This window comes from Streptomyces sp. NBC_01446, assembly GCF_026340095.1.
Classification (GTDB): domain Bacteria; phylum Actinomycetota; class Actinomycetes; order Streptomycetales; family Streptomycetaceae; genus Streptomyces; species Streptomyces aureus.
In genome coordinates, this window is the sequence record NZ_JAPEPO010000001.1 from 36,958 (window position 1) to 61,965 (window position 25,008).

General features: G+C 70.4%; 19 protein-coding genes. 6 read left to right on the forward strand and 13 right to left on the reverse strand.

The annotated features are described in order from the left end of the window. Positions 1 to 127: 127 nt before the first annotated feature. Positions 128 to 3,517, reverse strand: a complete 3,390-nt coding sequence (locus tag OG456_RS00140; protein ID WP_266555896.1) for a S8 family serine peptidase — start codon at positions 3,515 to 3,517, stop codon at positions 128 to 130. Positions 3,518 to 3,753: 236 nt separating this feature from the next. Beyond that, entirely contained in the window at positions 3,754 to 4,770 is a 1,017-nt protein-coding gene (locus OG456_RS00145; protein WP_266555898.1) for a helix-turn-helix domain-containing protein, read from the reverse strand. A gap of 297 nt (positions 4,771 to 5,067) precedes the next feature. Between OG456_RS00145 and OG456_RS00150 the strand changes: the two genes are divergently transcribed. Next, entirely contained in the window at positions 5,068 to 6,183 is a 1,116-nt protein-coding gene (locus OG456_RS00150; protein ID WP_266555900.1) for a PP2C family protein-serine/threonine phosphatase, read from the forward strand. A gap of 137 nt (positions 6,184 to 6,320) precedes the next feature. Beyond that, complete coding sequence (locus OG456_RS00155) at positions 6,321 to 7,388, forward strand: LacI family DNA-binding transcriptional regulator (RefSeq protein ID WP_266555902.1); 1,068 nt, start codon at positions 6,321 to 6,323, stop codon at positions 7,386 to 7,388. On the opposite strand, the gene OG456_RS00160 is transcribed toward OG456_RS00155, so the two are convergent. The 4 genes from OG456_RS00160 to OG456_RS00175 are packed head-to-tail and all read right to left on the reverse strand — an operon-like array spanning position 7,336 to position 12,004. Beyond that, positions 7,336 to 8,811: a glycoside hydrolase family 32 protein gene (locus OG456_RS00160; protein ID WP_266555904.1), complete on the reverse strand. Its 1,476-nt coding sequence runs from the start codon at positions 8,809 to 8,811 to the stop codon at positions 7,336 to 7,338. The genes OG456_RS00155 and OG456_RS00160 overlap by 53 nt on opposite strands. Next, positions 8,808 to 9,641: a carbohydrate ABC transporter permease gene (locus OG456_RS00165; protein ID WP_266555906.1), complete on the reverse strand. Its 834-nt coding sequence runs from the start codon at positions 9,639 to 9,641 to the stop codon at positions 8,808 to 8,810. The genes OG456_RS00160 and OG456_RS00165 overlap by 4 nt, the downstream gene beginning before the upstream one ends. Positions 9,642 to 9,653: 12 nt before the next feature. Then, complete coding sequence (locus OG456_RS00170) at positions 9,654 to 10,598, reverse strand: carbohydrate ABC transporter permease (RefSeq protein ID WP_266555908.1); 945 nt, start codon at positions 10,596 to 10,598, stop codon at positions 9,654 to 9,656. Continuing rightward, positions 10,595 to 12,004 (reverse strand): extracellular solute-binding protein, encoded by a 1,410-nt coding sequence (locus OG456_RS00175; protein WP_266555910.1) that lies wholly within the window; start codon positions 12,002 to 12,004, stop codon positions 10,595 to 10,597. Before OG456_RS00175 ends, OG456_RS00170 begins: the two co-directional genes overlap by 4 nt. 207 nt (positions 12,005 to 12,211) lie before the next feature. On the opposite strand from OG456_RS00175, the gene OG456_RS00180 reads away from it, so the two are divergent. Beyond that, complete coding sequence (locus OG456_RS00180) at positions 12,212 to 13,780, forward strand: glycoside hydrolase family 32 protein (RefSeq protein ID WP_266568944.1); 1,569 nt, start codon at positions 12,212 to 12,214, stop codon at positions 13,778 to 13,780. 37 nt (positions 13,781 to 13,817) lie between these two features. Here OG456_RS00180 and OG456_RS00185 read toward each other — a convergent pair whose 3' ends face one another. The 7 genes from OG456_RS00185 to OG456_RS00215 all read right to left on the reverse strand — a co-directional run bounded on the left by OG456_RS00185 (position 13,818) and on the right by OG456_RS00215 (position 21,872). Further along, entirely contained in the window at positions 13,818 to 15,779 is a 1,962-nt protein-coding gene (locus OG456_RS00185) for an acetoacetate--CoA ligase (protein ID WP_266555912.1), read from the reverse strand. Beyond that, positions 15,776 to 16,369, reverse strand: a complete 594-nt coding sequence (locus OG456_RS00190) for an alpha/beta hydrolase (RefSeq protein ID WP_266555914.1) — start codon at positions 16,367 to 16,369, stop codon at positions 15,776 to 15,778. Before OG456_RS00190 ends, OG456_RS00185 begins: the two co-directional genes overlap by 4 nt. Continuing rightward, positions 16,366 to 17,637: an MFS transporter gene (locus OG456_RS00195; protein WP_266555916.1), complete on the reverse strand. Its 1,272-nt coding sequence runs from the start codon at positions 17,635 to 17,637 to the stop codon at positions 16,366 to 16,368. Before OG456_RS00195 ends, OG456_RS00190 begins: the two co-directional genes overlap by 4 nt. Before the next feature lie 4 nt (positions 17,638 to 17,641). Then, entirely contained in the window at positions 17,642 to 18,517 is an 876-nt protein-coding gene (locus tag OG456_RS00200) for a TauD/TfdA family dioxygenase (protein WP_266555917.1), read from the reverse strand. A 33-nt stretch (positions 18,518 to 18,550) separates the two neighbouring features. Continuing rightward, positions 18,551 to 19,522 (reverse strand): quinone oxidoreductase, encoded by a 972-nt coding sequence (locus tag OG456_RS00205; protein WP_266555919.1) that lies wholly within the window; start codon positions 19,520 to 19,522, stop codon positions 18,551 to 18,553. Positions 19,523 to 19,621: 99 nt separating this feature from the next. Continuing rightward, the gene (locus OG456_RS00210) at positions 19,622 to 20,680 is read right to left on the reverse strand and encodes a 3-keto-5-aminohexanoate cleavage protein (RefSeq protein WP_266555921.1); all 1,059 of its coding nucleotides are present in this window, start codon (positions 20,678 to 20,680) and stop codon (positions 19,622 to 19,624) included. 172 nt (positions 20,681 to 20,852) lie between these two features. Next, entirely contained in the window at positions 20,853 to 21,872 is a 1,020-nt protein-coding gene (locus OG456_RS00215; RefSeq protein WP_266555923.1) for an AraC family transcriptional regulator, read from the reverse strand. Positions 21,873 to 22,123: 251 nt separating this feature from the next. Between OG456_RS00215 and OG456_RS00220 the strand changes: the two genes are divergently transcribed. The 3 genes from OG456_RS00220 (at position 22,124) to OG456_RS00230 (ending at position 25,005) form a co-directional block, all read left to right on the forward strand. Then, the gene (locus OG456_RS00220) at positions 22,124 to 23,038 is read left to right on the forward strand and encodes a TauD/TfdA family dioxygenase (protein ID WP_266555925.1); all 915 of its coding nucleotides are present in this window, start codon (positions 22,124 to 22,126) and stop codon (positions 23,036 to 23,038) included. A gap of 126 nt (positions 23,039 to 23,164) precedes the next feature. Beyond that, positions 23,165 to 24,667, forward strand: coding sequence for a long-chain fatty acid--CoA ligase (locus OG456_RS00225; RefSeq protein WP_266555927.1), 1,503 nt, complete (start codon positions 23,165 to 23,167; stop codon positions 24,665 to 24,667). 59 nt (positions 24,668 to 24,726) lie between these two features. Continuing rightward, positions 24,727 to 25,005 (forward strand): hypothetical protein, encoded by a 279-nt coding sequence (locus OG456_RS00230; protein WP_266555929.1) that lies wholly within the window; start codon positions 24,727 to 24,729, stop codon positions 25,003 to 25,005. Positions 25,006 to 25,008: the final 3 nt, after the last annotated feature.

Sequence of the window (25,008 nt, forward strand, 5' to 3'; positions counted from 1 at the left end):
TGTCCTTACGCACGCGCCGAGAAGGGCCCCTGACAGGCAGACGCCTGTCAGGGGCCCTTCTCGGCGCGCCGCCGCTACCCGTACGGCTCACACGAGCTGTACGGGTGCCCGGCGGGAGACCGCGGGGTCAGCGAACGTCGTAGGCGCGGGTGACGGTCTGGGTGACCGCGTTGCCGTTGGCGTCGGTGAGGGTGGCCTTCATCGTGACCTGCTTGCCGGCCGCGCCGGTGTGGTCGAGGACGGCCGTCCACTTGCCGTCCTTCTTCTGGGTCGGCGCCTGGGTCCAGGTGGTGCCGCCGTCGTAGGAGTAGGACAGCGAGGCCGCGGTGATCGCGCCCGGGGTGTACCCGGCGTGGCCCTGGGCCGAGAGGCCGACCTTGATGCCGCTCTGCGCCGGCAGGGTGTTCATGCCGTCCACCGGCACGTCGTACACCGGGAAGAGGATCGGCAGGCCGCGCGAGTAGACGTCCGGCTCCCGGTGGGAGCGGAAGCTCCACGTGGTGGCGACAGCGGTGGAGCGCAGCCAGTTCCGGTCCGAGGTCGGGATCTTCTCCAGGTACTGGGTGAGCTCGTACGCGGAGTCCTCGTCCGGCACGCTGAACACGTCGTACGGATAGGGGCTGGTGGCGATCTGCTGACCGTTGCGCTTCAGTTCCAGCTTGCCGAGGTCGCCGAACGACGCGCCGGGGGACCAGTGGTCGCCGGATCCGTCGAGCCAGAGCGCGGTCTGGATGCCGATCTGGTCGCCCTGCCGTTCGGCGGCCAGCGCCGGCTTGCCGTCGGCGCCGCGTGGGGCGGCCGGCCGCAGGGGGCCGCCGTACCACTCTTCGGCGCTCCGCTGTCCGGCCCGGTAGACGCGGTCCTGGTCGCCCATGAACGCGGCGAACGGGAAGCTGGTCATCGCGCCATGGCTCCAGGCGGCGTCGCCCGTCGTGTAGTAGGCGGTGCGGGTGCCGGGCACGTGGACGGTGCCGAACGGGCTGACGGGGATGTAGGCGCCGCTGCTGCCGGCGGGGCGGACGAACATCGCATCGATGTAGTCGGCCTCCTTGCCCATGGCGTGCCACGTTTCGGTGACCTGGGCCAGCTCGGCGTCCTTGGGCTGGTAGACCTGGTCGGAGCGCAGCGGACCATGGGCCGGGAACGACAGGTTGTAGACGTAGGGCGAGCCGTCCTCGGAGCCGGTCGCACGCCAGGTGGGCCGGAACTCGAAGGTGCCGTTCTCGGTACGTCCGTCGATGTCTGCGTAGAACTTCTGGACGCCGCTGCCGGCCGTGATCGATCCGGATATCTGCCAGGTGTCGTCCCACGTGCGGGTGTAGCTGAACGTGGTGTTGTCCACCTTCGAGGGACGGTCGGTGTGCAGGCTCAGCCGGTGGGCCCTGCGGGCGTCGAGGACGACGGTGGTGTCATGGGTGATCCGCAGCTGCGGGTTCGCGAGGTAGCTGACCGACTCGGGCGCGTTGTCCGCGTCGTAGCTCCCCACGAAGCTGCTGAGGGCATAGTCACCCGGGCGCACGCGGTACGTCTGGTCGGTCGCGCCGTTGTTGCCGCGGCGTTCGCCCTTGTCGGTGTCGAGGCTGACCAGGTCCAGTGAGGAGGGGCCGGCGGCGGGCTTGCCGTTGCGGTCGATGACCTTGACCCGGAGGGTGACCGTCTCCGGCTGGACGTAGAGCGTGACGGGCACGGAGACGTGCACATCGCCGCCGGTGGCCAGGATCCGGCCGGTGACCGCACCGTACTGGGCGTCCGTCAGCCGGGCCGTGGGGTCGATCCGCAGCGGCACCTGAGCGGTGGCGCCCGCGGGGACCTTCAGCTTGTTCTCCGCCGGCTTGACGACGCCGGAGCGGACATCGCTGCCGTCGTTGCCGTGCACACCGCTGACCCTCAGGCTCAGGGTGAGGTCGCTCTTGCCGGTGTTGGTGAAGGGCACCTGCACGGTGGTGCGGTCCGAGGCGCCCTGCGGCCAGTTGTAGCTGCCGGCCTGGACCGCGGGCGCGGAGAGCACCTTCTGGTTCACCGCGCCGAACACGTCGAGGACTCCACCGCCGGTCTGGTCGGCGCCGGCGACCTTGCCGCCGGTGCGGGCGGAGGAGACCAGGGCGGCCTTGACCTGCTGCGCGGTCCAGTCCGGGTGGGCCTGGCGGACGACGGCCGCGGCGCCCGCGACATGCGGAGTGGCCATGGAGGTGCCGGACATCGTGCGGTAGGCGTAGACGCCGCGGCCGCCCGCACTCGCCGCCGAGATGTCCACGCCGGGGGCGGCGATCTCGGGCTTGAGCGTGTGCGTGACGGCCACGGGACCACGGCTGGAGAACTGCGCGGTGGTGTCATCACGGTCGACCGCGCCGACGGTCAGAACGTCAGGCACGCAGCCGGGCGAGGAGACGGTCTCGGTGCCCGCCCCCGCGTTTCCGGCGGCGATGACGAACAGCGTGTGGGTGTTCTTCGACAGTTCCTTCGTGGCCTCGGCCATCGGGTCGGAGCAGTCGCCGATCGTGGGGTTGCCGAGGCTCATCGAGACGACGTCGGCCCTCTGGTCGACGGCCCACTGCATGCCCGCGATGATCCAGGAGTCCAGGCCGTAGCCCTGGTCGTTGAGGACCTTGCCGACGAGCAGGGAGGTACCGGGGGCGACGCCCTTCTTGCGGCCGTCACTGGCCGCTCCGGACCCGCCGACCGTGGAGGCGGTGTGGGTGCCGTGGCCCACCTTGTCGTCGGTGTTCTTGGAGTCCGTGAAGTTCTTGGACGCGGCGACCCGGCTCGCCAGGTCCGGGTGTTCGGCGTCCACGCCCGAGTCCAGCACGGCGACCTTTGTGCCCTTGCCGTCGTAGCCGGCTGCCCAGGCCTCCGGCGCGTGCACCTGCGCGGTGGAACGGTCCAGCGTGGCCTCGGCCTTGCCGTCCAGCCACAGCTTCTTCAGCGGGGAGGCGGCACGTGAGCGGGTGTCGGTGATGTCCCGCCAGAACGTGGCGGCGGTGTCCTTGCCCGCTTTGAGCGCGACGCCGTCCACAGCCGGGAGGCTCAGGCCCCGCTCGGAACCACGAGGGGCCGCCGGCGCGCTCTTCGCGACGTCCACAGTGTTGCGGTAGGTGGCGATGAGCGGCAGCGCATCGGTGTGTGCGTCGTCGTATCCCTGGCGGATGAGCCCGGTGACGTTGAACAGTTGCTCGTCGACCTTGCCCTCGGCTATCGCCTCGGAGGCACCCTCGGGGTAGACGTAGAGGTCCTTGCCCCTCTGGTAGGTCTGCACCATCGGCTGCGTGCCGTCCTCGCGGGGCAGCACGGCCGCGGAGCTGCGACCCGACCTGTCGGTGGACACCACCACCTTGTCGCCGGTGACCAGCGTGACTGTCGTCTGCTTGCCGCCCGTCGCCCTGGCCCCGCTGCCGATGACGGGTCTCTTCCCCGAGGCACCGTCAGGCGGCGTATCAGCCGCCCCTGAAGGCGTGACCGCCGTGACGGCCAGGGCGGCGGCGGTAGCCGCGCCCATGGCTATACGCGTTATGGAGCGCATGGATCTCCCCACTCGAAACCGTGAACATGCCGTGCTGCCGCTGCAGCCTGGCAGACATCCAGATCGTCGAGGGATGCCGCGCGTGACGGGTTTCCCGCATGTCGGTTTTCCGACATGCGGTCACATCTACGGGTCACTCAGCTCGGTGGAAACTCGGGCCGCACCCTGCAGCCTCGGCCTGATCGAGGTCTCGTCGAGGACGTCGAGGAAGCTGACCGTCAGGCCCGGGCGGGACGTCAGAGCCAGCCCGCGCGTGCCGCGTGCCACCCCAGTTGCAGGCGCGAGTCCGCTCCCGCAAGGTCCATCAGACGGCGTGTCCGTCGCTCCACTGTGCGTATGGAGAGGCCGAGTTGGGAGGCTGCCCGCCGGTCGGAGACACCTGCCAGCAGGAGGGCGAGGACCTCCAGTTCCCCCTCGGTCGGCTGCTGATCGGTTGTCTGCTGCGCGCGCACACCCGAGGTGGTGGCGTACAGAGGCCGGGCCTCGGCCCATTCCTTCTCGAAGAGATGGACCAGGGCCGTCAGCAGACCGCTGCGGTGCACCACGATGGCGCTCGGCTCACCGCCGGCGTCCGTCATGTCGAGTGGCACCATGGCACGCTCCCGGTCCGACACGACCATCTTCAGTGGCAACGAGTCGGCCAGACGAAGTCCGAGACCCGCCTTCAAGGCCGCCCTCATGTCCCCCGCAACCTCGTGACCGTCGAGATAGTTCCTGTCAGCCACGACCCGGAAGTCGACACCGCGGTCCAGCGCGGAACTCTCCGACATGTCGGTGTCCTCGCGCGGCACCGCGATGGGCGCGCCGACGAGGAAGACGAGCAACTCCCGCTGGGCGCCCCGCTGCAGTTGGTGGAACCGGTGTGCCACCTGCTCCACGCCGACGACCACCTCCACGACACTGCCCGCAGGGTGCGCGGCGGTACTGCGGTACTGCTCGGTCAGCATCGAGAACGCGGTCTCGGCCCGGTGCAGTGCGTTGCGCTGCTCGACGAGAATCGGGGCCAGAGCCACCGAGGGTGGTGTGAGCCGGTAGCGGGCGTCCCCGCAGTCAGCGGAGTCAGGCGCCCCGCTCCTGGCCTCGGTGGCGACCGTCACCAGACCACGTGTCGTCATGTCGAGCAGGATGCGGGCGGTCTCGGCCTTCTCGAGTCCGGTCTGCCGGGCGAGGTCCCGCGCGGAGGCAGTCGGGTGAGCCAGCAGTGCGGTGTAGACGGCCTCTTCGGCCGGGCCCAATCCCAATGCCTGCAGCATCCAGCTCCCCCTCGGGCGGCCGCCGTGTCGGACCGTGGCGCGGCTCGGGTGGACCGAGCAGATTCTTCGCGATCGAACATTATCCCACTGTCAGGAAGTCACCATTGTCCGGCGCCTGTTGTGGACGCATCCGAGTCGCCTGGGCCAGGAGTGTGCCTCACCTGGCCCGCTCACCCGCACCCCGGACTCCGGATCCCCACCGGTCACCGCACGGGGGCATCGCCCGGCGGGGCGCGGCTCGCCCACGTCCTGGCCTGCCTAACGTACGGGGAGTACACCACCTGCCCGGGAGGTTCCGTGCCGCAAAAGCATCCGAAGCGTTTCGCGTTCGAGGGCATCGAACCACCGCGCAATGCCGAGGTGGTGATCGGCGTTGCGTCGGTAACCCTCTTGGTGCTGATCCTGGGCACCCTGTCCGAGTCCCCGGTGTGGCTTCTCGGGCTCCTTGTGTTCCTGCCGGCGGCCGCGTCCGCGCTGTGCACCGTGCGGCAGACGAAGTTCGTGGCCGCGTGGATCGTGCTGGTGGTCATCGTCGTCGTGCTGCTCCGGCACGGTGACGGGCGGTCGTGGCTCGACAGGAGCCTCATGATGCTGCTCACCCTCGCCCTGGGCGCGGCCTCCGTCTACGCCTGCCACCGTCGTATCCGCCGCGAGGACGCGATGCTGCGGCTGCGCTCCACCGCTGCGGCGATGCAGCGCCACATCCTGCGCCCGCTGCCTCTGCTCACCGACGACGTCCTGGTCGACGGCGCGTACGAGCCCGTACAGGAGGACCGGCTCGTCGGAGGCGACATCTACGACGTCGTCGAGTCTCCGTGGGGCACCCGCGTTCTGATCGGCGATGTCCAGGGCAAGGGCCTGCCCGCGGTCGGTGCCGCGTTCGCGGTCATCGGCGCGTTCCGTGAGGCGGCCCACCGGGAGCCGACCCTCACCGGGCTCGTCGACGCACTCGATACCTCTGTCGTACGGCACAACTCCTACGCCGCGCAGACCGGCGACGACGAGCGGTTCGTCACCGCGCTCATCCTCAACGTCGACGCGCACGACGAGGTGCAAGTCATCAACTGCGGACACATCGCGCCCCACGTGCTGCACAACGCCACCATCAGCACGCCGGTCCTCGACTCCGGCGTTCCCCTCGGTCTCGCCGAACTCGCCGCCGAACCAGCGACCGTCGACTGGTTCACCTTCCCGGCCGGGGCGACGCTGCTGCTGACCACCGACGGGCTCACCGAAACCCGCGGCGCCGACGGCACGTTCTATCCCGTCACCGAACGCCTCACCGAGCGGATGTCCCTCTCCGCCACCGACCTGCCGCACGCCCTCTTCGACGACGCGAGCGCGTTCGCCGGAGAGCGAGGTCAGCACGACGACGTCGCGATCCTGTCCGTCCGGCGGTCGCCTTTCCGTTGAGCACATCGCGCCACGCATCACACAAACCCACGTTGTGCCCGCCACCCGCAGAGACGTCGAGGACTCCTATGAGCCGGGGCACGGCTAGGGTGGCGAACGTCGAGCCGGGGTGTGCGGAGTGGGGAACGGTCAGGGGCATGGATACGGGCCAGGACAAGGATGCGGGCGGGCTCGAGCGGCGGCCCACGTCGAAGGATGTCGCCCGGCTCGCGGGAGTGTCGCACACCGCGGTGTCGTTCGTGTTCAACGGGCGCGCCGAGGGGAACCTGTCGGCGGCCACCCAGGAGCGGATCCGGGAGGCGGCACGGCAGCTCGGCTACCGGCCGAACCCGATGGCGCGCGGTCTGCGTCGGCGGCGCAGCGCCGTCATCGGTCTCGTCACCGACCACATCGCCTCCTCCCCCTTCGCCGGAGCGCTGCTGCGCGGCGCCATGGAGACCGCCTGGGACCGTGAGCACCTCGTCGTGACCGTCGACTCGACCGGCGACCCGGACAAGGAGAGCGCCGCGGTCACCGAGCTGCTCGACCGGCGCGTCGACGGCATCATCTACGCCGCGATGACCCTGCGCCGGGCCGCGCTGCCCAAGGGCCTCGACCGCACCGTCGCCGTGCTCGCCAACTGCCTTCCTTCCGAAGGTGATTGGGCGTCCGTCATTCCCGCCGAGCGAGCCGGCGGACGGGCCGCGGCGCGGCTGCTCCTGGAGGCCGGGCACCGCCGGATCGCCCTGGTCGGCGGGCTCGACGACATCGCGTCCGCGGAACGACTGCGCGGCTTCCGCGACGCCCTGCGCGGTGCGGAGATGCGGGCGCGACAGGACTGGATCGTGCGGAGCGGGGGCGAGATCTCCGCCGGATACCGGGGTGCGCTGAGTGTCCTCGACGGTGTGCCCGCGGCAGAGCGGCCGACCGGGATCGTCTGCTACAACGACCGGGTCGCGGCGGGCGTGCTGCACGCCGCGACCCGGCTCGGGATCGAGGTGCCCGGCGACCTCTCGGTGGTCGGATACGACGACCAGGAGCACATGGCGCAGTTCCTCAGACCGCGGCTCACCACCGTCGCGCTGCCGCACCGGGCCATGGGCGAGCGAGCGGCGCAGCTGCTGCTCGACGCCTTGGCGGACGGGGTTGCGCCGCCCGCCGAGGTGATCCGGCTCAACTGCCCTGTGGTCGGGCGTGATTCTGTGGGCCCACCTCCCAGCCTCTGATCCGGGCAGGTGTTCCGGACACCGTCAGGACCGGGGTGTCGTCCGGGCGCAGGTAGACACGCTCGGTCGCCACGGCCCGTTCGGCGGCGAAGAGTTCGAGCAGCGAACCGTCCACGAGAATCCGCGCGGCCAGTTCCTCCGTCGGCGACACCCGCAGGACGAGGGGCGCCGAGTCGGTCTCCCGCCCGGCGGCGTCGCGACGCGGCCAGCCCGACCGGTCGAGGGTCGCCGTGCCGGCCGCCGGGTCGAGGGTGACGGTCAGTTCCCGGCCCGACGCGGCCCGGCACAGGGTCACGGACACCGGCGTGCGCGCGGCCACCTCCACGTCGTACGAGACCGGCAGCGGTGTCGCCGAGCACGACGCGCCGGCCACGAACGGCCCTGCGGTGCGTAGGAGTTCGAGCTCGGGAGCGGGGCGGACCCGCAGTGATCCGTCCGCATGTGTGCTCATCTCGCGGGGTGCGGTCAGGACACCGGACCAGCCCGCTCGATCCACCTCGGCCTGCGGGCGGGCCTCCCAGGACCAGCCCCACAGGAGGGTGCGCCCGTCGTCCGGGTCGTGCGCAACGGCCGGGGCATAGAAGTCGCGGCCATGGTCCGGGCGGTCCCCGGACTTCACCTGAAACCTCAACTCGCCGTCGGCCAGCACTTCCAGATGCCCCGTCAACGACGCCGTGGTGTGTGGGTCGCCGCCCCAAAGCGACAGGACCAGGACCCAGTCGCCGGTGTCCGTCCGGAACAGCTGGGGGCACTCCCAGCCGGTCGCTTCCATGCCGAGCAGGCGGGCCGTCGACGGGTCCCGTCCGTCGAGCAGGACGCCCGCGAAGCGCCACGCATTGAGGTCGTCGCAGTCGTAGAGGAGTACCGACGGTGTCCCGTCCGCGTGCCCCGCGCCGACGAGCGCCCAGCGCCGCCCGCCGTGCCGGAACACGAACGGGTCGCGGAACATCACCACGTCCAGGCCCGGCGGCGGGCACGTGACCACCGGCGCCGGGAGGGGGCGCCAGCGCAGGAGAAGCGGGTCGTCCGGATCGGCCTGGGCGAGGCAGATGGTGCCGAGTCCGGTGTGATGACGGTCGATTCCGGTGTAGACGGCGGTGGGTGTGCCGGCGTCGTCGACCACGCAGCCGGACCAGCAGCCCGCCTCGTCCGGGCCGCCGGGGGTCGGCGTGAGCGCGATGGGATGGTGTTCCCAGTGCGCCAGATCGGCGCTGGAGGCGTGGCCCCAGTGCATGTTCGTGTGCACGGGGGCGGCGGGGTTGTGCTGGTAGAAGAGGTGGTGGCGGCCGCGCCAACGGAACGGTCCGTTGGGGTCGTTGGCCCAGTTGACGGGTGGGCGGACACGGGCGCGCGGGGCGTGGACGTCGTGCACTTCGTATGCGCCGTGTCCTTCGTATGCGCCGTGCGGGTGGTCGTCGTTCATCGGTTCACTCCTGCGGACGTGATGCCCTCGCGCAGAGGGCGCTGGCCGATGACGAAGACCGCCATGGCGGGGATCATGGAGAGCACGACTCCGGCGAGGACGACGGAGATCGAGCCGGTGCCGAGGTTGCCCTGAAGGGAGACCAGGCCGAGCGGCAGCGTGAAGTTCTGGGTCGAGGTCTCGAGGATCAGCGGCCGGAAGAACTCGTTCCAGTGGTAGTTGAAGGCGAGGACGCCGATGATCGCGAGGCCGGGCGTGGCCAGCGGCGCGTACACCGAGCGGAAGATCCGCCACGGCCCGGCGCCGTCGATCAGGGCCGCCTCGCCGAGGTCCTTGGGCATGCCGAGGAAGTACTGCCGCATCAGGAACGTGCCGAAGGCGGTCGGCCAGGCGGGGATGATCAGGCCGAGCAGGGTGTCGGTCAGGCCCATCGGCTTCAGGAGCAGGAACACCGGCACGATCGTGACCTGCACAGGGACCATCATGGTCGCCAGGACCAGGCCGAACAGCGGCTTCTTGAAACGGAATTCGAGGCGCGCGAAGGCGTATCCGGCGAGCCCCGCGGTGATCATCTGGCCGACCGCGATGAGCGCGGTCACCAGGGTCGAGTTGAGGGCGAGCAGCCACACGTCGATCTGCGCGAAGACCTGGTGGTAGGCCTCGGTGGTGGCGTGGCCCGGAATGATCCGCGGCGGCAGGTCGAACGACTCCGCCGGCGCCCTGAACGAGGTGGACACCGTCCAGATCACCGGGCCGAGGGTCAGCAGGGCCACCGCCGTGAGCCCCGCGACGCGCGTCCAGGACGCGAGGACGTACTTCATACGGTTCATGGGGTCACCCGGCTACTGGTAGTGGACGAAGCGCCGGCTGAGCCGGAACTGGAGTGCCGTCACGGCCATGATCAGGACGAAGAGCAGGACGCCGATCGCGGAGGCCTCGCCGAACCGCAGCTGCTCGAACGCGCTCTGGTAGATGACCATCACGACGGTGCGGGTGGCGTCGCCCGGTCCCCCGTCGGTGAGGACGTAGGGCTGCTCGAACACCTGCAGAGCGTTGATGATCCCGACGACGGAGGCGACCAGGAGGGTCGGCGAGAGCAGGGGCAGCGTGATCGACAAGTGCTTGCGCAGGCCGGACGCCCCGTCGAGGGACGAGGCCTCGTGGATCTCCTTGGGGATGGTGTTCAGGCCGCCGACGAACAGCAGGAACGAGAAACCGAACTGCTGCCAGACGTAGACCAGGATCACCGCGGCCATCGCCGAGTGCTCGGAGGTCAGCCAGGGGACCGGAGCGATCCCGACGTGCCCGAGCAGCCAGTTCACCACTCCGAAGTCCTGGTTGAACAGGTACTTCATGACCACCGAGATGGACGCGGCGGACAGGATCAGCGGGAAGAAGAACGCCGAGCGGAACGTGGAGCGCAGCCACGACGGCATCCTGTTGGTCAGCGTGAGCGCGAGAGCCAGGGCGAGCAGGAGCTGGAGCGCGACCGCGAACACCATGAAGATCAGGGTGTTGGTGAAGGACACGAGGACCGTGTCGTCCGTGAAGACCTGGGTGTAGTTGTCGGTGCCCGCGAAGCGGGGCGTGCCGATGACGTCCCAGTGGAAGAAGCTGAGGACGACCGACCCGACGATCGGTACGACGGTGAAGACCAGGACCCCGACGAGCGTGGGCGCCAGGAACAGAGCGGCCAGCAGGCGGGTACCGCGGTCCTTGAGGGAGCGGCGCGGGGCGGTCGCGGAGGAGGTCGGCGTGGGCCGCCGATCGAGCACGGGGGTGGTCATGTGGCACGCTCCATGGCCTTCTCCAGGTCGCTCTGCAGGTGGCGCAGGGCGGGCCGGACACCGCGGGCGTCCGCGAGGGCGGTTCCGGTGTGCTTGAGGAGGAGTTGCTCGACCTCGGCAGCCTGGGGCGGGGCCGGGATCGGGCCGGTGGCGGGGAATTGGTCGAGGGTGTCGTAGAAGACGGGCCAGTTCTTGGGGCCGGTCTCCTCGTACCGCGCGGCGTGCACCATCGAACGCCGTGCCGGCGTCGTCTGGTTCGCGTGGAACAGCTGCGTCAGGACGTCCTTGCGGACCGAGTACTTGATGAACTCCCAGGCCTCGTCCTGCTTCTTGGACGTCTTCAGCAGGGCGTAGCCGGCGGCGCCGAACTGGTGGCGCTGGGTGCGCCAGCGCGGGAAGTACTGCACGTCGTACGCGTCCCGCCGCATCCCGGCGGTGTGGAGGCCGCCCGCCCAGAAGCCGCCGGCCGGGGTGACGCCGACGCGCCCGGTGGAGAACACGCCGACCAGGTTGGTGCCGCTGCCGCCCTCGGGGCGCGAGCAGAGCCGGTCCTGGATCAGCGACGAGAGGTACTCGTAGACCTCCTCGACCCGGTCGGCGGTGGCCTGCGGGCGGGCCCAGCGGTAGCCGCCACCCCTGCCGCGGCGGTCCCGGGGCGGGTAGAAGGTGTCCCACAGCCAGTCGCCGCCAGGGGCCTTCGACTCGGCGAGGACGTTGGTGCCGTTGGCGAAGAGCCAGGGCACCACACCGCCCCACAGGCGGTTCGTCCAGAAGTACGGCGTGAAGCCGCTGCCGCCGCCGCGCTTCATGGTGCGCAGCAGGGCCGTGAAGTCGTCGCGGTCCCAGTCGGGCGGCGGCACCTCGACGCGTGAGCGTTTCAGTACGGCGCGGTTGAGATAGATGTCGGCCGCGTTGAACTCGACGGGGAGCTGGTACAGGCTCCCCTCGAACATCATCGACTCGACCAGTGAGGGATGGACATCCGCGAAGTACTCGCGCAGTTCCTCCTTGTCGCGCCGGACGCGGTCATCGAGCGCCACGCCCAGGCGCTGCGCGAACAGCTGGACGCCCTCGGTCGCGACGTAGACGACGTCGGGGGCGGTGCCCGCGGCGATCTGCGTGAGGATCTTGGCGAAGAAGTCCGACCAGTCGGTGGCCTGGACCGGCACCAGGCGGACGTCGAGGCCGGGATGGAGGGCGCGGAAGCCATCGCTGAGAGCGCGTTGGGCGGCGGGGTCGACGGCGGAACCGAGGGTGGCGACGACCAGGGCGTGGTCGTCCCGGCCGTGCACGTCGGCGGCGGTGAGCCGGTCCCAGGACGCGGCGACGCCGGCCAGGGCGGCGGCTCCCGCTCCGTAGGAGGCGCCGCGCAGCAGGGCGCGGCGGGGGAACTTCGAGTCGGTCATCCGATGCCTAACTCGTGATAGTTCAAGGGTTGCAGCAGATGATGGAAATCCGGCGGGGCCCTGTCAAGGCTTCTCGCAAGGCCGCCTGTAACGAGTTAGGTTTTCACCACCCAATCCCCGTCCCCCCTTGACCTTTAACGAGTTAGGTCTACAGTCCTCAAGGCATTGAGCCGCCGGCACGAGAGGGATGCATCAGCGATGCCAGACATGCGCGGGACGACCAGGAGAGCACTCATCCGGGCCGGGGTACTGGGAGCGGCACTGCCCCTCCTGTCCGTGGCCCCCGCACCGGCCGCCACCGCGAAGCCGCTGCCCCGGCCCCGCAAGAAGACCGGCGCGAGCTATCGCGCGGAGTACCACTTCACCGTTCCCGGCCAGTGGAAGAACGACCCACAGCGGCCCGTCTGGATCGACGGCGAGTACCACTACTACTACCTCTACAACGCCGACTACCTCGCCGGTGGCACCACCACCGGAACCGCCTGGCGCCTGGCGACCAGCACCGACCTGGCCTCCTTCCGCGACCGCGGCATCGCCGTGCCGAAGGACACCACGCCCAACGGCGACGTCTGGTCCGGCAGCGCGGTGGTCGACTCGGGCAACACGGCGGGCTTCGGCGCCGGAGCGGTCGTCGTCCTCGCCACGCAGGAGCCGGTCGAGGGCGCCGACACCCAGGCCCAGTACCTCTGGTACTCCACGGACGGCGGCCGCACCTTCCGGCCGCACGGCACGGACCCGGTCGTCCCCAATCCGGGGGTGCGGGACTTCCGTGACCCGAAGGTGATCCGCGACGAAGAGCGCGGCCGTTGGGTGATGGCCCTCGCCGAGAACACCAAGGTCGGCATCTATCACTCGGACGACCTCAAGACGTGGACGTACGCCGGCGGCTTCGTCAAGGAGGGTATCGGTGTCCTTGAGTGCCCGGACCTGTTCCGCATCGAGGCCGAGGACGGGACGGTCAAGTGGGTCCTCGGCGTGAGCGCCAACGGCAAGGCCTCGGGCCTGCCCAACACGTACGCGTACTGGGCCGGTTCCTTCGACGGCACCACGTTCACCCCCGACGCCGAGGCACCGCAGTGGCTCGACCACGGCTTCGACTGGTACGGCGCCGTCACCTTCGAAAAGCGCGCAACCGACGGGACCGTGGACGAGTCGGCGCGGTATGCGATCGGCTGGCTGAACAACTGGGACTACCCCAACACCACGCCCACGATCGACAGTGACGGCTTCAACGGCACGGACTCACTGGTCCGCGAGGTCACCCTGCGCCGGGACGGATCGGGCCCGTACTATCTCGCGTCCCGCCCCGTAGACTCCCTCACCGCCCATGCCTCACGCACCGTCGACCTCGGTGACCTGACGGTCGACGGGCAGCTCGTCCTCGACCACCAGGGCACGGCATACGAGCTGTCGACCGAGGTGACATGGGATCAACTGAACGGTGTGGGCGTGCAGTTGAGGCGCTCGACCGACGGTGCGCGGCACATCGACGCCGGTGTCTGGGGCGACTACGCCTTCGTGAACCGGCGGGGCGCGGCGAACCCCGACGCCTCCGGCAGGTATCAGGAGAGCAGGACGCCGTTCGACGCGGCGCGGAAGTCCGTCCGTATGCGGGTCTTCGTGGACCGGACGACGGTCGAGGTGTTCTTCGACGACGGCCGGTACACGCACTCGATGGAGGCGTTCCCGTATCTCGTGGACACCGGACTCGCGCTGTTCAGCAGTGGTGGTGCGGCGGTGTTCCGCAACACGGTGGTACGGGAGTTCTCCTTATGAGGAAAGGCGCCTGACCGGGTTCTGCCCATCAGGCGCCTCACCCCGCTTCTCGGTGCTGTCCCAGCCCGGCCGCGAATTCCGCGAACCAGGCCAGCATGTCGGGCCGGGTCACGGCACCCTCCGCGCTGACCTCGGTGACGCGGGCGCCCTGGAGGATGCGTTTGACGGGGACCTCCAGCTTCTTGCCCGTGAGGGTGCGGGGCACGGCCTCGATGGGGACGACGGCGTCGGGGACGTGCCGGGGCGACAGGCTGTGCCTGATCGCGCCCACGATCTCGGCACGCAGGGCGTCGTCGAACCGCTCCCCGTCGGCGGGCACGACGAACAGCGGCATGTAGTAGCGGCCGTCCGGCAGTTCGGCACCGATGACGAGGCTGTCCGCGATCCGGGGGAGCCGTTCGACGACGGCGTAGAGGTCGGCGGACCCCATGCGCACGCCCATGCGGTTGAGCGTGGAGTCGGAGCGTCCGGCCACGGCGACGGACAGATCGGAGTCCATGGTGACCCAGTCGCCGTGCCGCCACACGCCCGGATAGACGTCAAAGTAGCTGCTCCTGTACCGCTCGTCGTCGGGGTCGTCGACGAATCGGAGCGGCATCGACGGCAGAGGTGCCGTGACCACGAGTTCGCCCTGCTCCCCCACGAGCGGCTGCCCCGTGGCGTCCCAGGAGGCGAGGGCGACACCCAGGGAGGGTCCGGAGATCCGGCCCGTGCGCACCGGCAGCAGCGGGGAGTCGCCGGCGAGCACCGAGCAGATGTCGGTGCCGCCGCAGATCGACTGGAGCCGGGCCTTCGGGGCGAGCCGGTCGTGGACCCAGCGCCAGGTGCTGTCGGGCATCGCCGAGCCGGTCTGCAGGATAGTCCGCAGCGCGCCGAGGTCCGTGGTGGCGGCCGGGTGGGCCCCGGCCTTCTCCGCGGCGATCAGGTAGGCGGCGCCGACGCCGACCGTCGTGGCGCGGGTGCGTTCGGCGATCCGCCAGAGGCCGTTGACGTCGGGGTGGGTGGGGCTGCCGTCGTAGAGGACGAGCGTGCTGCCGTGCAGGAGACCGGCGACCATGAAGTTCCACACCATCCAGCTGGTGGAGGTGTGGAAGAGGTAGCGGTCGTCGGCGCGCAGGTCCACGCCGAGGCCGAGCGCCTTGAGCAGCTCTACGACGATGCCGCCGTGGCCGTGAACGATTCCCTTCGGGACGCCGGTGGTGCCCGATGACCAGAGGATCCACAGCGGATGCTCGAAGGGGACGTCGGCGTAGTCGAGTCGGTCTTCGCGGTCGGCCATGTCGGACCAGTCGTGCTGCGTCACGTCCGTCCGCTGTGACCATGCCGGTCCGGCGGCGGACGCGTGCAGGCGGTCGACGGCGACGAGGTGGCGGACCGTGGGCAGACCGTCCAGGATCTCGGCGATGTGCGGGCGCCGGTCGTGCTCCTTGCCGCCGTGGCGGTAGCCGTCCGCGGCCACCAGGACCGTCGGCCGGGCCTGGCGCAGCCTGGCGAGGACGCTGGGCGTGCCGAATTCAGGTGCGCAGACCGTCCAGGTCGCGCCGACGGCGGCGGTGGCCAGGAGGGCGACCACGGCCTGCGGGATGTTCGGCAGGTACCCGGCGACGCAGTCACCGGGGCCGACGCCCATCTCTCGCAGGGCCGCGGCCGTGCCGGCCACTTCCCAGGTGAGCCTGTCCCAGGAGATCTCCACGGGGTCGCCGGTCTCGGACACGGCGATGAGCGCGGGGCGTTCGTCGGTGGCGTGGGCGAGGCACTGCTGCGCGAAGTTGAGGCGTGCTCCGGTGAACCAGGTCGCGCCGGGCATCCTCGCGTCGGCGAGCACCTCGTCGTAGTCGCTGACCGTGTCCAGGCCGTAGAACTCCCACACCGCCGACCAGAAGCCGGGCAGGTCGTCGGTGCTCCACCGCCACAGCTCGGCGTAGTCGGTGAACGACAGTGCGCGCTCCTGCGCCAACCAGGCCAGGAACTCGCTGATGCCGGAGTTCCGCGTGCTCATGCCGACACCTTCGGGTCCGGCGTCGTACGGCAGCCGAAGGCCTGGAGGATTTCCAGCGCGCGGGGCCACTCGCCGTAGCCGGAGGCGGGGTTGAGATGTCCGACGGGGCCGACGTCGACCAGACGGCTGCCCCACGCGTCGGCCAGTGCGGTGACCCGGTCGAAGCGGGCCAAGGGGTCGTTCGTGCTCGCCGCGACCACGCTGGGGAACGGCAGCGTGGCGCTCGGCGTCGGCAGCCACCCGTTGTCACGCAGCGTCTGCGGTGCGGGGCGGCCGTCCGGCAGCGGGGTCTCGAAGTCGGGCGGCGTCGCGAGGAGGGCGCCGCACACCGGGCGGGTGTGCCGGGCCGCCCAGTGGACGGTGGTGTGCACGCCGGCGCTGTGCGCGACGAGCACGACCGGTCCCTCGATGCCGGACACCACGTCGTTGAGAGCGGTGACCTGCGCGTCGCGGCTCAGCCTGAGGTCCGTCAGGGGCGGCACGGTCACGGAACCGGGGAGGCGGGCTGCGAGGGTCGTCTGCCAGTGGTCGGGGACGTGGTCGCGCAGGCCGGGCACGAGCACGACCGTGGGCGCGGGAACGGGGTTCATCTGGAGATCTCCGTCTTTTCGAGGGCCGGGGCCGGGGCCGATGCCGAGATGAGGCCCTTGTCGTAGTGGTGTCTGCCGAGGGCGAAGGCCAGGCCCGCCACGACGGCGACGAGCGGGACCAGGCGGAGTGCGCCGTCCAGGCCCATGCGGTCGGCCAGCATGCCGGTGACCGCGGGGCCGGGCGCCAGGCCCAGCAGACTGTTGGCGAGGGTGAGCGTCGCCATGGCCGTCGCCGCGACGGCGGCCGGTGTCAGGCTCGCCACCATGGCGGTGGCGGGTCCCGCCGTGGCGTTGGAAAGCAGTGTCCCGGCGCCCACTAGGAGGAGTTGCGGTACGCCGGGCGGGAGTTGGAACCCGCCGGTGAGCAGGACCAGCGAGCCGAAGCTGCACACGATGGCGACGGTCCACTTGAGGTGGGGGTCGCTGCGGCCGAGCCGGTCGCTGACGATGCCGCCGCCGATCATACCGATCCCGGTGATCAGCGCGAATCCTCCGGCGGCGAGTCCGGCCTTGCCGGGCGGCAGGCCGTAGTAGCGGTCGAGGAAACTGGGCATCCAGGCCAGCAGTGCCATCGCGATGAACATCTGCAGGCCGCTGCCGACGTAGGCGCACAGCACGGACACCGACGAGAACAGCCGGGGCAGCAGCGCTCGTACCGGGCCTCCCGTACCCGGTGCGGGGCCGGTGCCGTAGCCGGCCGGCGCCAGTCTTCGCTCCGTCACGACGACGCCGTAGACCGCGGCCAGGACCAGCCCGAACAGGCCCATGATGCCGAACGTCCAGCGCCAGCCGAGGTGTTGGGCCACCACACCGCCGATCGACACACCGAGTACGGAGCCGAAGGCGCCGCCCGCGATGAAGGCGCCCGACAGCGTGGCCCGCAGGCCCACCGGGAACACGCTCAGCACCACCGCGATGCCGACGCTCCCGTATGCCGCCTCGCCGACGCCCACCATGAAACGGCCCAGGAACATCTGGCCGTAGCTCGCGGAGACGGCACAGCCCAGGGTGGCCAGGCTCCACACCACCGCTGCGAGGACCAGGCTCCTGACCCGGCCCCAGCGGTCCGCGAGCAACGACAGCGGAAAGGTCAGCACGCCGACCATGAGGGCGACAATGCCGCTCAGCGCTCCCAACTTGGTGTCGGAGAGCAGCCATTCGGCCTTCAGCAGCGGGAACACCGCGTTCAGGACCTGCCGCGACATGTAGTCGGACAGCAGGAGCCCGAAGCTGAGGGCGAACACCAACCACGCGTAGCGACGCGTCATCGGCTCAGCAGGGCCTGTCACCGGCGATCCCGGCGCGCTCCATCTTGCGGATGGCGGGCCAGTAGTCCTGGACCGCGTAGTGCTGGGTGGAGCGGTTGTCCCAGAGGGCGACGCTGTTCGGGGTCCAGCGCCAGCGGACCTGGTACTCGGGGACGGCCGCCTGGCTCGTGAGGTAGTTGAGCAGGTGGCTCGCGCCGGGCGCGTGGTCCTGGCCGAACCGCACGTTCTCGGGGGTGTGGTAGTTGACGAAGTGGGTGGTGAAGGAGTTGACGAAGAGGATCTTCTCGCCGGTCTCGGGGTGGGTGCGCACGACCGGGTGCTCGGCGTCTGGGTAGCGGGCCTTGAGCTGGTGGCGCTGTTCCGTCGGCATGACCGCGCCGAAGCTCGCCTCGATGCTGTGCCGGGCGCGCAGCCCGTCGATCTGGGTGCGGATGTGCTCGGGGAGCCTGCGGTACGCCTCGGCCATGTTGACCCAGATCGTGTCGCCGCCGACCTCGGGCGTCTCGACGCAGCGGAGCAGGGCGCCCATGGGCGGGCGGTCGCGCCAGGTCGCGTCGCAGTGCAGGGCGTTCTCGTAGTGCTCGGGCTTGCTGTCCAGGTCCTTGTAGATGCGGACGAGGCCGGGGTGGTCGGGGTCGCTGCCGAGGACCGGGTGGTCCTCCAGCGGGCCGAGGCGGGAGGCGAACCCGACGTGCTCGGCGCGGCTCATGTCCTGGTCGCGCAGGAACAGCACCTTGTGTCGGAGCAGGAGTTCCTTGATCTTGGCGAAGAGCGCGTCGTCATGGACGGCGTCGCTGAGCTGGACGCCGTGCAGTTCGGCGCCGATGGTGCAGGTCAGCGGTTCGACCTGGATCCGGGTGCGGGCAGCGGTCCGGGGCATGGGTGCTCTCCTGGGGTACGGGGGGCGGGTGGGTCAGGGGATGAGGATGGACGAGCCCGTCGTACTGCCCGCTTCCAGCGTGCGGTGCGCGGTCACGGCGTCCTCGAGGGCGAAGCGCTGGTCGACGCGGATCCCGATGCGGCCGGCGGCGACGTGGCCGAACAGTTCCCCGGCGAGGTCGTCCCGCTCGGCGGGGTCGGCGATGTAGTCGGCCAGCGCCGGACGGGTCACGAACAGTGAGCCGTGCTGGACGAGTTGCATCGCGTCCAGCGGCGGCACTCCGGACGAGGTGCCGAAGCAGACCAGCAGGCCACGGCGGCGCAGCGAGGCCATGGACCCGGCGACCGTGTCCTTGCCGACGCTGTCGAGGACGAGCGGGACACCGGCGCCGTCGGTCAGCTGCCGCACGCGCTCCGCGACGTTCTCCTGCCGGTACAGGATGGTGTGGTCGCAGCCGTGGGCTCGGGCGAGTGCGGCCTTCTCCTCGGTGGAGACGGTGCCGATGACGGTGAGGCCGAGCAGCTTCGCCCACTGGGAGACGATCAGTCCGACGCCGCCCGCGGCGGCGTGCAGCAGGATCGTGTCGCCGGGCTTCAGCGGGTGGATGCGGCGCAGCAGGTACGAGGCGGTGAGGCCGCGCATGGTCATGGCGGCCGCGGTCTCGAAGTCGATGCCGTCGGGGAGCCGGATCAGGGAGCCGGCGGGCATGACCCGCTCGGAGCTGTACGCGCCGAGCGGGCTGCCGGTGTACGTGACACGGTCACCCTCGGCGACGTGGGTGACGCCCTGGCCGACGGCCTCGACGACACCGGCGGCCTCGACGCCGATTCCCGCGGGCAGCGGTGCCGGGTACAGGCCGGTGCGGAAATAGGTGTCGGCGAAGTTGAGGCCGACGGCCTCGTGCCGGACTCGGACCTCGCCGGGGCCGGGGGCGCCGACGGTGACCTGTTCGCGGCGCAGGACCTCGGGGCCGCCGGTCTCGTGGAAGCGGATGGCGTATGCCACGGCGATGCTCTCTTCGTTCGGGTTGTTCGGCGTGCTGTGCTCGGGGGCGGGCTGTGCTTGTCCGGCCGGCTGTGCTTGTTCGTCGACGATGGGCCGACGTCAGCCGGCGGTGCCGCCGAGCATGAAGCCGCGCTGTCCGGGACGCCGGTTGGGCACCATGCCGAGCGCGGCCAGGGTCTGGTCGGTGTCGGAGTAGTACTCGCCGATGTGGTAGATCTCCTTGGCCTCCGCGCCGTTCGCGATGTCGCGGCCGAGGGTGTCGGCGATGCTGACCATCTGCTCGACCTGCTGCACGGAGCTCATGCGCTCGCCCTTGCGGGCCCACAGGTTGTCCTCGTTGCCCACGCGGACGTGGACGCCGAGGGCGATGCCGATGGCGTTCATGGGGGCGACGGCGCGCATCGAGGACTCGATGGTGAGGACGGCGCCGTCGGGGACGCGGCGGACGAACTCGATGAGGTCGGCCGGGTGGCGCCCGGAGAACCCGCCGCCGATGGCCACGTAGTTGAGGACCAGGGGGCCGGTGTGGACGCCGCTGCGGATGAGACGCTCGACGGTCTCCAGCTGGGCCAGGGTGGCGAGCTGGAAGTGCGGCTGGATTCCGTTCGCGTGCAGGCGCTTGAGGTGTTCGAGGTAGAAGTCGGGGCCCGCCTCGACGACCATGTCCCGGTACGCCGCGTAGTAGTCGGGCTTGGCGATGGAGGTCCCGGCGAGGTCGTCGTCGGACATGATCTCGACGATGTTCATCTGACTGGTGTTGATGGCGATCGTCACCTGGTCGGGCCGCGGGTCGAGTTCGGCCAGCAGGTGGCGGGTGTCGTAGCTGAGCCACTTCGCCTCGGAGCCCTCGTCCTCGGGGGCGAACGAGATGGATCCGCCGATCTGCAGGACCATGTCCGGTACGGCCTCGCGCAGCCGGCCGATGAGCTCGTTGAACTTGGACATGCGCTTGGAGCCGTGCCCGTCCAGTTCACGCACGTGGATGTGGAGGACGGTGGCACCGGCGTTGTAGCAGTCCACGGCGGCCTGGACGTGCTCGTCCATGGTGAGGGGGAGGTCGTCGGCGTCGCCGGGGAGCCACTCGGGGCCGTAGGGAGCGACCTGGATCACCAGCTTCTGCTGGTTCTCGGGCAGCAGGGAGTCATCGAGGAAGTGCATCGTCATCTCCTGGTACGCGGACGCGCCGGGGGGCAGGCCTTGGTGGGCACACCCGACCCGACTCATGGCTGGGGCAAGGGCCTTGATCGACGGAGCCGAAGTGGCCCTTGCGGTACGGCCACGTTAAGAGCGGGTTACGCGCGGCGCTTTACCGCAGGTGACAGGAGACTTGTCAGTTGGGGACGGAGCCGGGGGCGGACCGCTGGGCGCGCCACTCGCGGGCGCTGCTGCCGAACTGGTCCCGGAACCAGCGGGAGAAGGCGCTGGGCGCGGAGAAGCCGAGGAGCCCGGCGATCTCCGTGAGGGAACGGCTCGGATTCGCCACGAGCTGCTCGGCGAGCTGCGTGCGCGTGGCGTTGACGAGCGAGGAGAAGGTCTCGCCCGACGCGGCGAGGTGCCGGTGGACGGTCCTGCGGTCGACGCCGAGGCTGCCGGCGACCTGTTCGATCGAGCAGCGCCCCGTCGGCAGGAGGACCTCGATCAGCTCGCGCACCCGGTCGAGCTCGGTGGTGTCCTCGGAGACCGCGATGGAGTCGAAGTACTGCCGGGCGTAGCCGCGCAGCAGGGGATCCGACATCGTATTGGGGGTGTCGAGTTCGGTCGCGTAGAAAACGATGCCGTTGAATTCCTGGTTGAATTCCACGACGGGCCCGAAGAAGCGCCGGTGTGCGGCGATGTCGTGGGGTGCGCCGTGGGAGAAGCACACGGACAGTGGCTGCCAGCGGGCGCCGAGGAACACGCGGAGAAATCCGTGCAGCACGCCCACGGCCAGCTCGACGGATTGCCGGGCCTCGCGCACCTCGCCGAGTGCGAGGCTCACCTTCAGGGTGGCGAGCCCGTTCGCCTCCGTGAGCCGGCTGCGCAGCATCTCGTTGTACATGCGCTCTTGGCGCACCAGGAGCCGGACGGCGCTGCGCGTGTCCGGTTCCTCGCGCAGGACGAGGCTGATCGGGCCGAGGTTGGAGAAACGGCGCCGCTCCGCGAGGAGCAGGCCGAAGTCCTCGCGCCGCGCGGCCGCCGCCGACAGTTCGAGCAGCTCGGCGACGGCCGCGCCGGGAATCCAGCGGTCCTGGACGGCGAGTCCGACGGGGTCGAGGCCCACCTGCTTCATGAGGGCACGGGGGTCGATACCCAGGGACTGACTGAGCTCGATGTAGCTGCTCAGGGCTGCGTTGCGGACCAGCGGTTTCATCGGCGCGCTCCAGGGCTGTGTCCCAGATTGATAAGTCATCTGTCCCGTGAGGTCAAGCGATGCGCGGGGTCGTGACTTAGCGTGGCACCACCGCGAAGGCCGCACGGAATTCCGATGGAAGACACCTTGGCAAATTATAGGCCCCTTGAAAAGGGGTCGGTATCGCGATGAAGAGCCGCGAAAGATTCGGCGAATTCGGGTCCCGGTACTTACCTCTCATGGAATTCCCCGGCGGAGAAAGGATAAATGTGGTGCGTGGGCAATCCCCAGAACTCCCCCGCCGCCCCTGCACCGGTCCGGCCGTGTGGCGGGGCCGGGATCTCTCGGCCTCCCCGGCCTGGGCGCTGCACCTGTCACCGGCGCGGCTCGACGAGCTGGACGCGGCCCTGCGGACGGTGCGCGCCGGGGGCACCCCTCTGCTGAAGGTGACCGCCGACCACTTCCCCCTGCCGACCCTGGCGGGCGAACTGCGGAATGCGGCCGACGAGCTGGAGAACGGCCGGGGCTTCGTACTGGTACGAGGCATCCCGGTGGAGCGGTACAGCGAGGAGGCGGCCGCTGTCCTCCTGTGGGGTGTCGGACAGCACCTCGGGATCCCGGTGTCGCAGGACGCGACCGGTCACATGCTCGGGCATCTGCGGGACGCGCCCGACGCCCCGGCCGCGCTGTCGCCGCGCACCGAAGCCGCCGACGCGCTGGCACTGCTGTGCCTGCGGGCGGCCGGCTCCAGGGGGCGTACAACACTCGCCAGTTCGGCGGCGGTGCACAATGCCGTACTGGCTCGCAGGCCCGGGCTTCTCGACGGCCTGAGCCGTACGCACTTCCTCGACCGCCGCGGAGAACAGCCTCCGGGCGGGCTCCCCTGGCAGGCGGTGCCGCTCGCCCACCGGGACGGGGAGAGGCTCAGCCTGCGCTACGACCGCGGCCGCCTGGAGTCCGCGCAGCGGTATCCCGACGTACCGCGCCTGAGTCCGGCCGAGCGGGAGCTCTTCGACCTCATGGACGAGACGGCGTCCTCGCCGGAGCTGCGCCTCGACCTCGACCTCGCCCCCGGCGACCTGCTGCTGCTCAACAAAACGCGATCCTGCACGCCCGCACGCCGCGCGAGGACGGACCCGAGCCCGAAGAGCCCGAACACCCCTGCCATCTCCTCCAGTTGTGGCTGACACCGCATCAACCACGCTCACTGCCATCCGAGTTCTGGGGCGATGAGCACTCCGGCACCGGCGGGCGCGGCGGGGTCGCGCCGCGCGATGTGATCACCCCGCACCCCCCGACGAAAGGGAAGCCACATGTCCGACCTCTGCGCACTCCTGGCACGATCCGCCCGGTCCCACGCTGACCGGACCGCTGTCCGTCAGGGCGACCGCGTCCTCACGTACGGGGAACTCGACGACCTGACCGCCCGGTTCGCGTCGCTGCTGCGGGCCAGGGGCGTGCGGGCGGGCGACCGCGTGGCGATGGTCCTGCCCAACGTCCTGCACTTTCCCGTCGTGTACTACGGCATCCTGCGCGCGGGCGGCGTCGTCGTCCCGATGAATCCGCTGCTGAAGGCGGACGAGATCTCGTTCGTGCTGCACGACTGTGCCACCCGATTCCTGGTGGCCTCACCGTCCTCCGCGGACGAGGCCGTTCCGGCGGCGGCGACGGCCGGCGTGGAGTACCTGGTCGCGGACCCGGCGACCCTCGACGCGCAGCTGCGCCTGGCCCCGCCGGTGACCGGAGCGGCCGGGAACGCCGATGACGACACCGCGGTGATCCTTTACACGTCCGGCACGACGGGGACACCCAAGGGTGCGGAGCTGACACACCGCAACCTGGTGAGCAACGCGCTGACGGCGGCCCGGACGCTGCTGTGCGTGGGACCGGACGACGTCCTGTTCGGCGGGCTCCCGCTGTTCCACGCCTTCGGGCAGACCTGCGCCCTGAACACCGCGATCACGGCGGGCGCCTGTCTGACCCTCCTGCCTCGCTTCGACGCGGCCACGGCACTGGAGATACTGCGCCGCGACGAGGTGACCGTCTTCCTCGGCGTGCCCACGATGTACACCGCGCTGCTCCAGAGCGGCGTCGGGCCGGCCCTGCCGCGGCTGCGGCTGGGGGTCTCGGGCGGCTCCGCACTCCCCGTGGAGCTGCTGCACGCCGCCGAGCGCGAGCTGGGGGTCACCGTGCTGGAGGGCTACGGCCTGTCGGAGACGTCGCCGGTGGCCTGCTTCAACCCGCCGGACCGGCCCCGCAAGCCGGGTTCCATCGGGCTTCCTGTCCGGGGGGTCGAGTTGCGGCTCGTCGCGGAGGGCGGCCGTGTGGTCGGCCCCGGCGAGGTGGGCGAGCTGGCCATCCGGGGCGAGAACGTCATGAAGGGGTACTGGAACCGGCCGGACGCCACCGCGCGGGCGTTCCAGGAGGGCTGGTTCCACAGCGGAGATCTCGCCCGTGTCGACGAAGACGGCTACTACTTCATCGTCGACCGCAAGAAGGACCTCGTCATTCGCGGCGGCTACAACGTCTATCCGCGCGAGATCGAGGAGGTCCTGTACCGGCACCCGGACGTCGCGGAGGCCGCGGTGATCGGCGTGCCCGACCCGGCGCGCGGCGAGGAGGTGGCCGCCATGGTGGTTCTCCGGTCCGGCGCCCGCATCACGACGGACGAGCTGCGCGACCACGTACGACAGCGGGTGGCGGCCTACAAGTACCCGCGCATCGTGAGATTCGTCGACGAGCTCCCCAAGGGGGCGACCGGCAAGATCCTCAAGCGGGACATCACGCTCGCCCCGCCGGAGCCTTCGGGAACCTGACCCGACGACGCACGCGGATCCGGCCAGAACCGCCGTCCGCGCGACACGCCATCCCTCGAATGGGTATCCAACCCCGCAAGGGTGATTCGAAAAGGAGACGACGGCCGCACCGCCGGAAGCCACTTGCCGCGCCACCCACCGCGGTGCGCCGCGTCGACCGCATCTTCGTCCTGGACGAGGGCCGGCTGATCGAGGAGGGCAGTCACGCCGAGCTGTTCGCAGCCGAACCCGCGAGCCGCTACGCGCAGATGTACCGACTCCAGGCCGACCAGTACGAACACGGCCGCCCCGCCCGGCTTCCCGGCCCCACCAGGCCACCCGCCTCCGAGCCCGCGTGACCT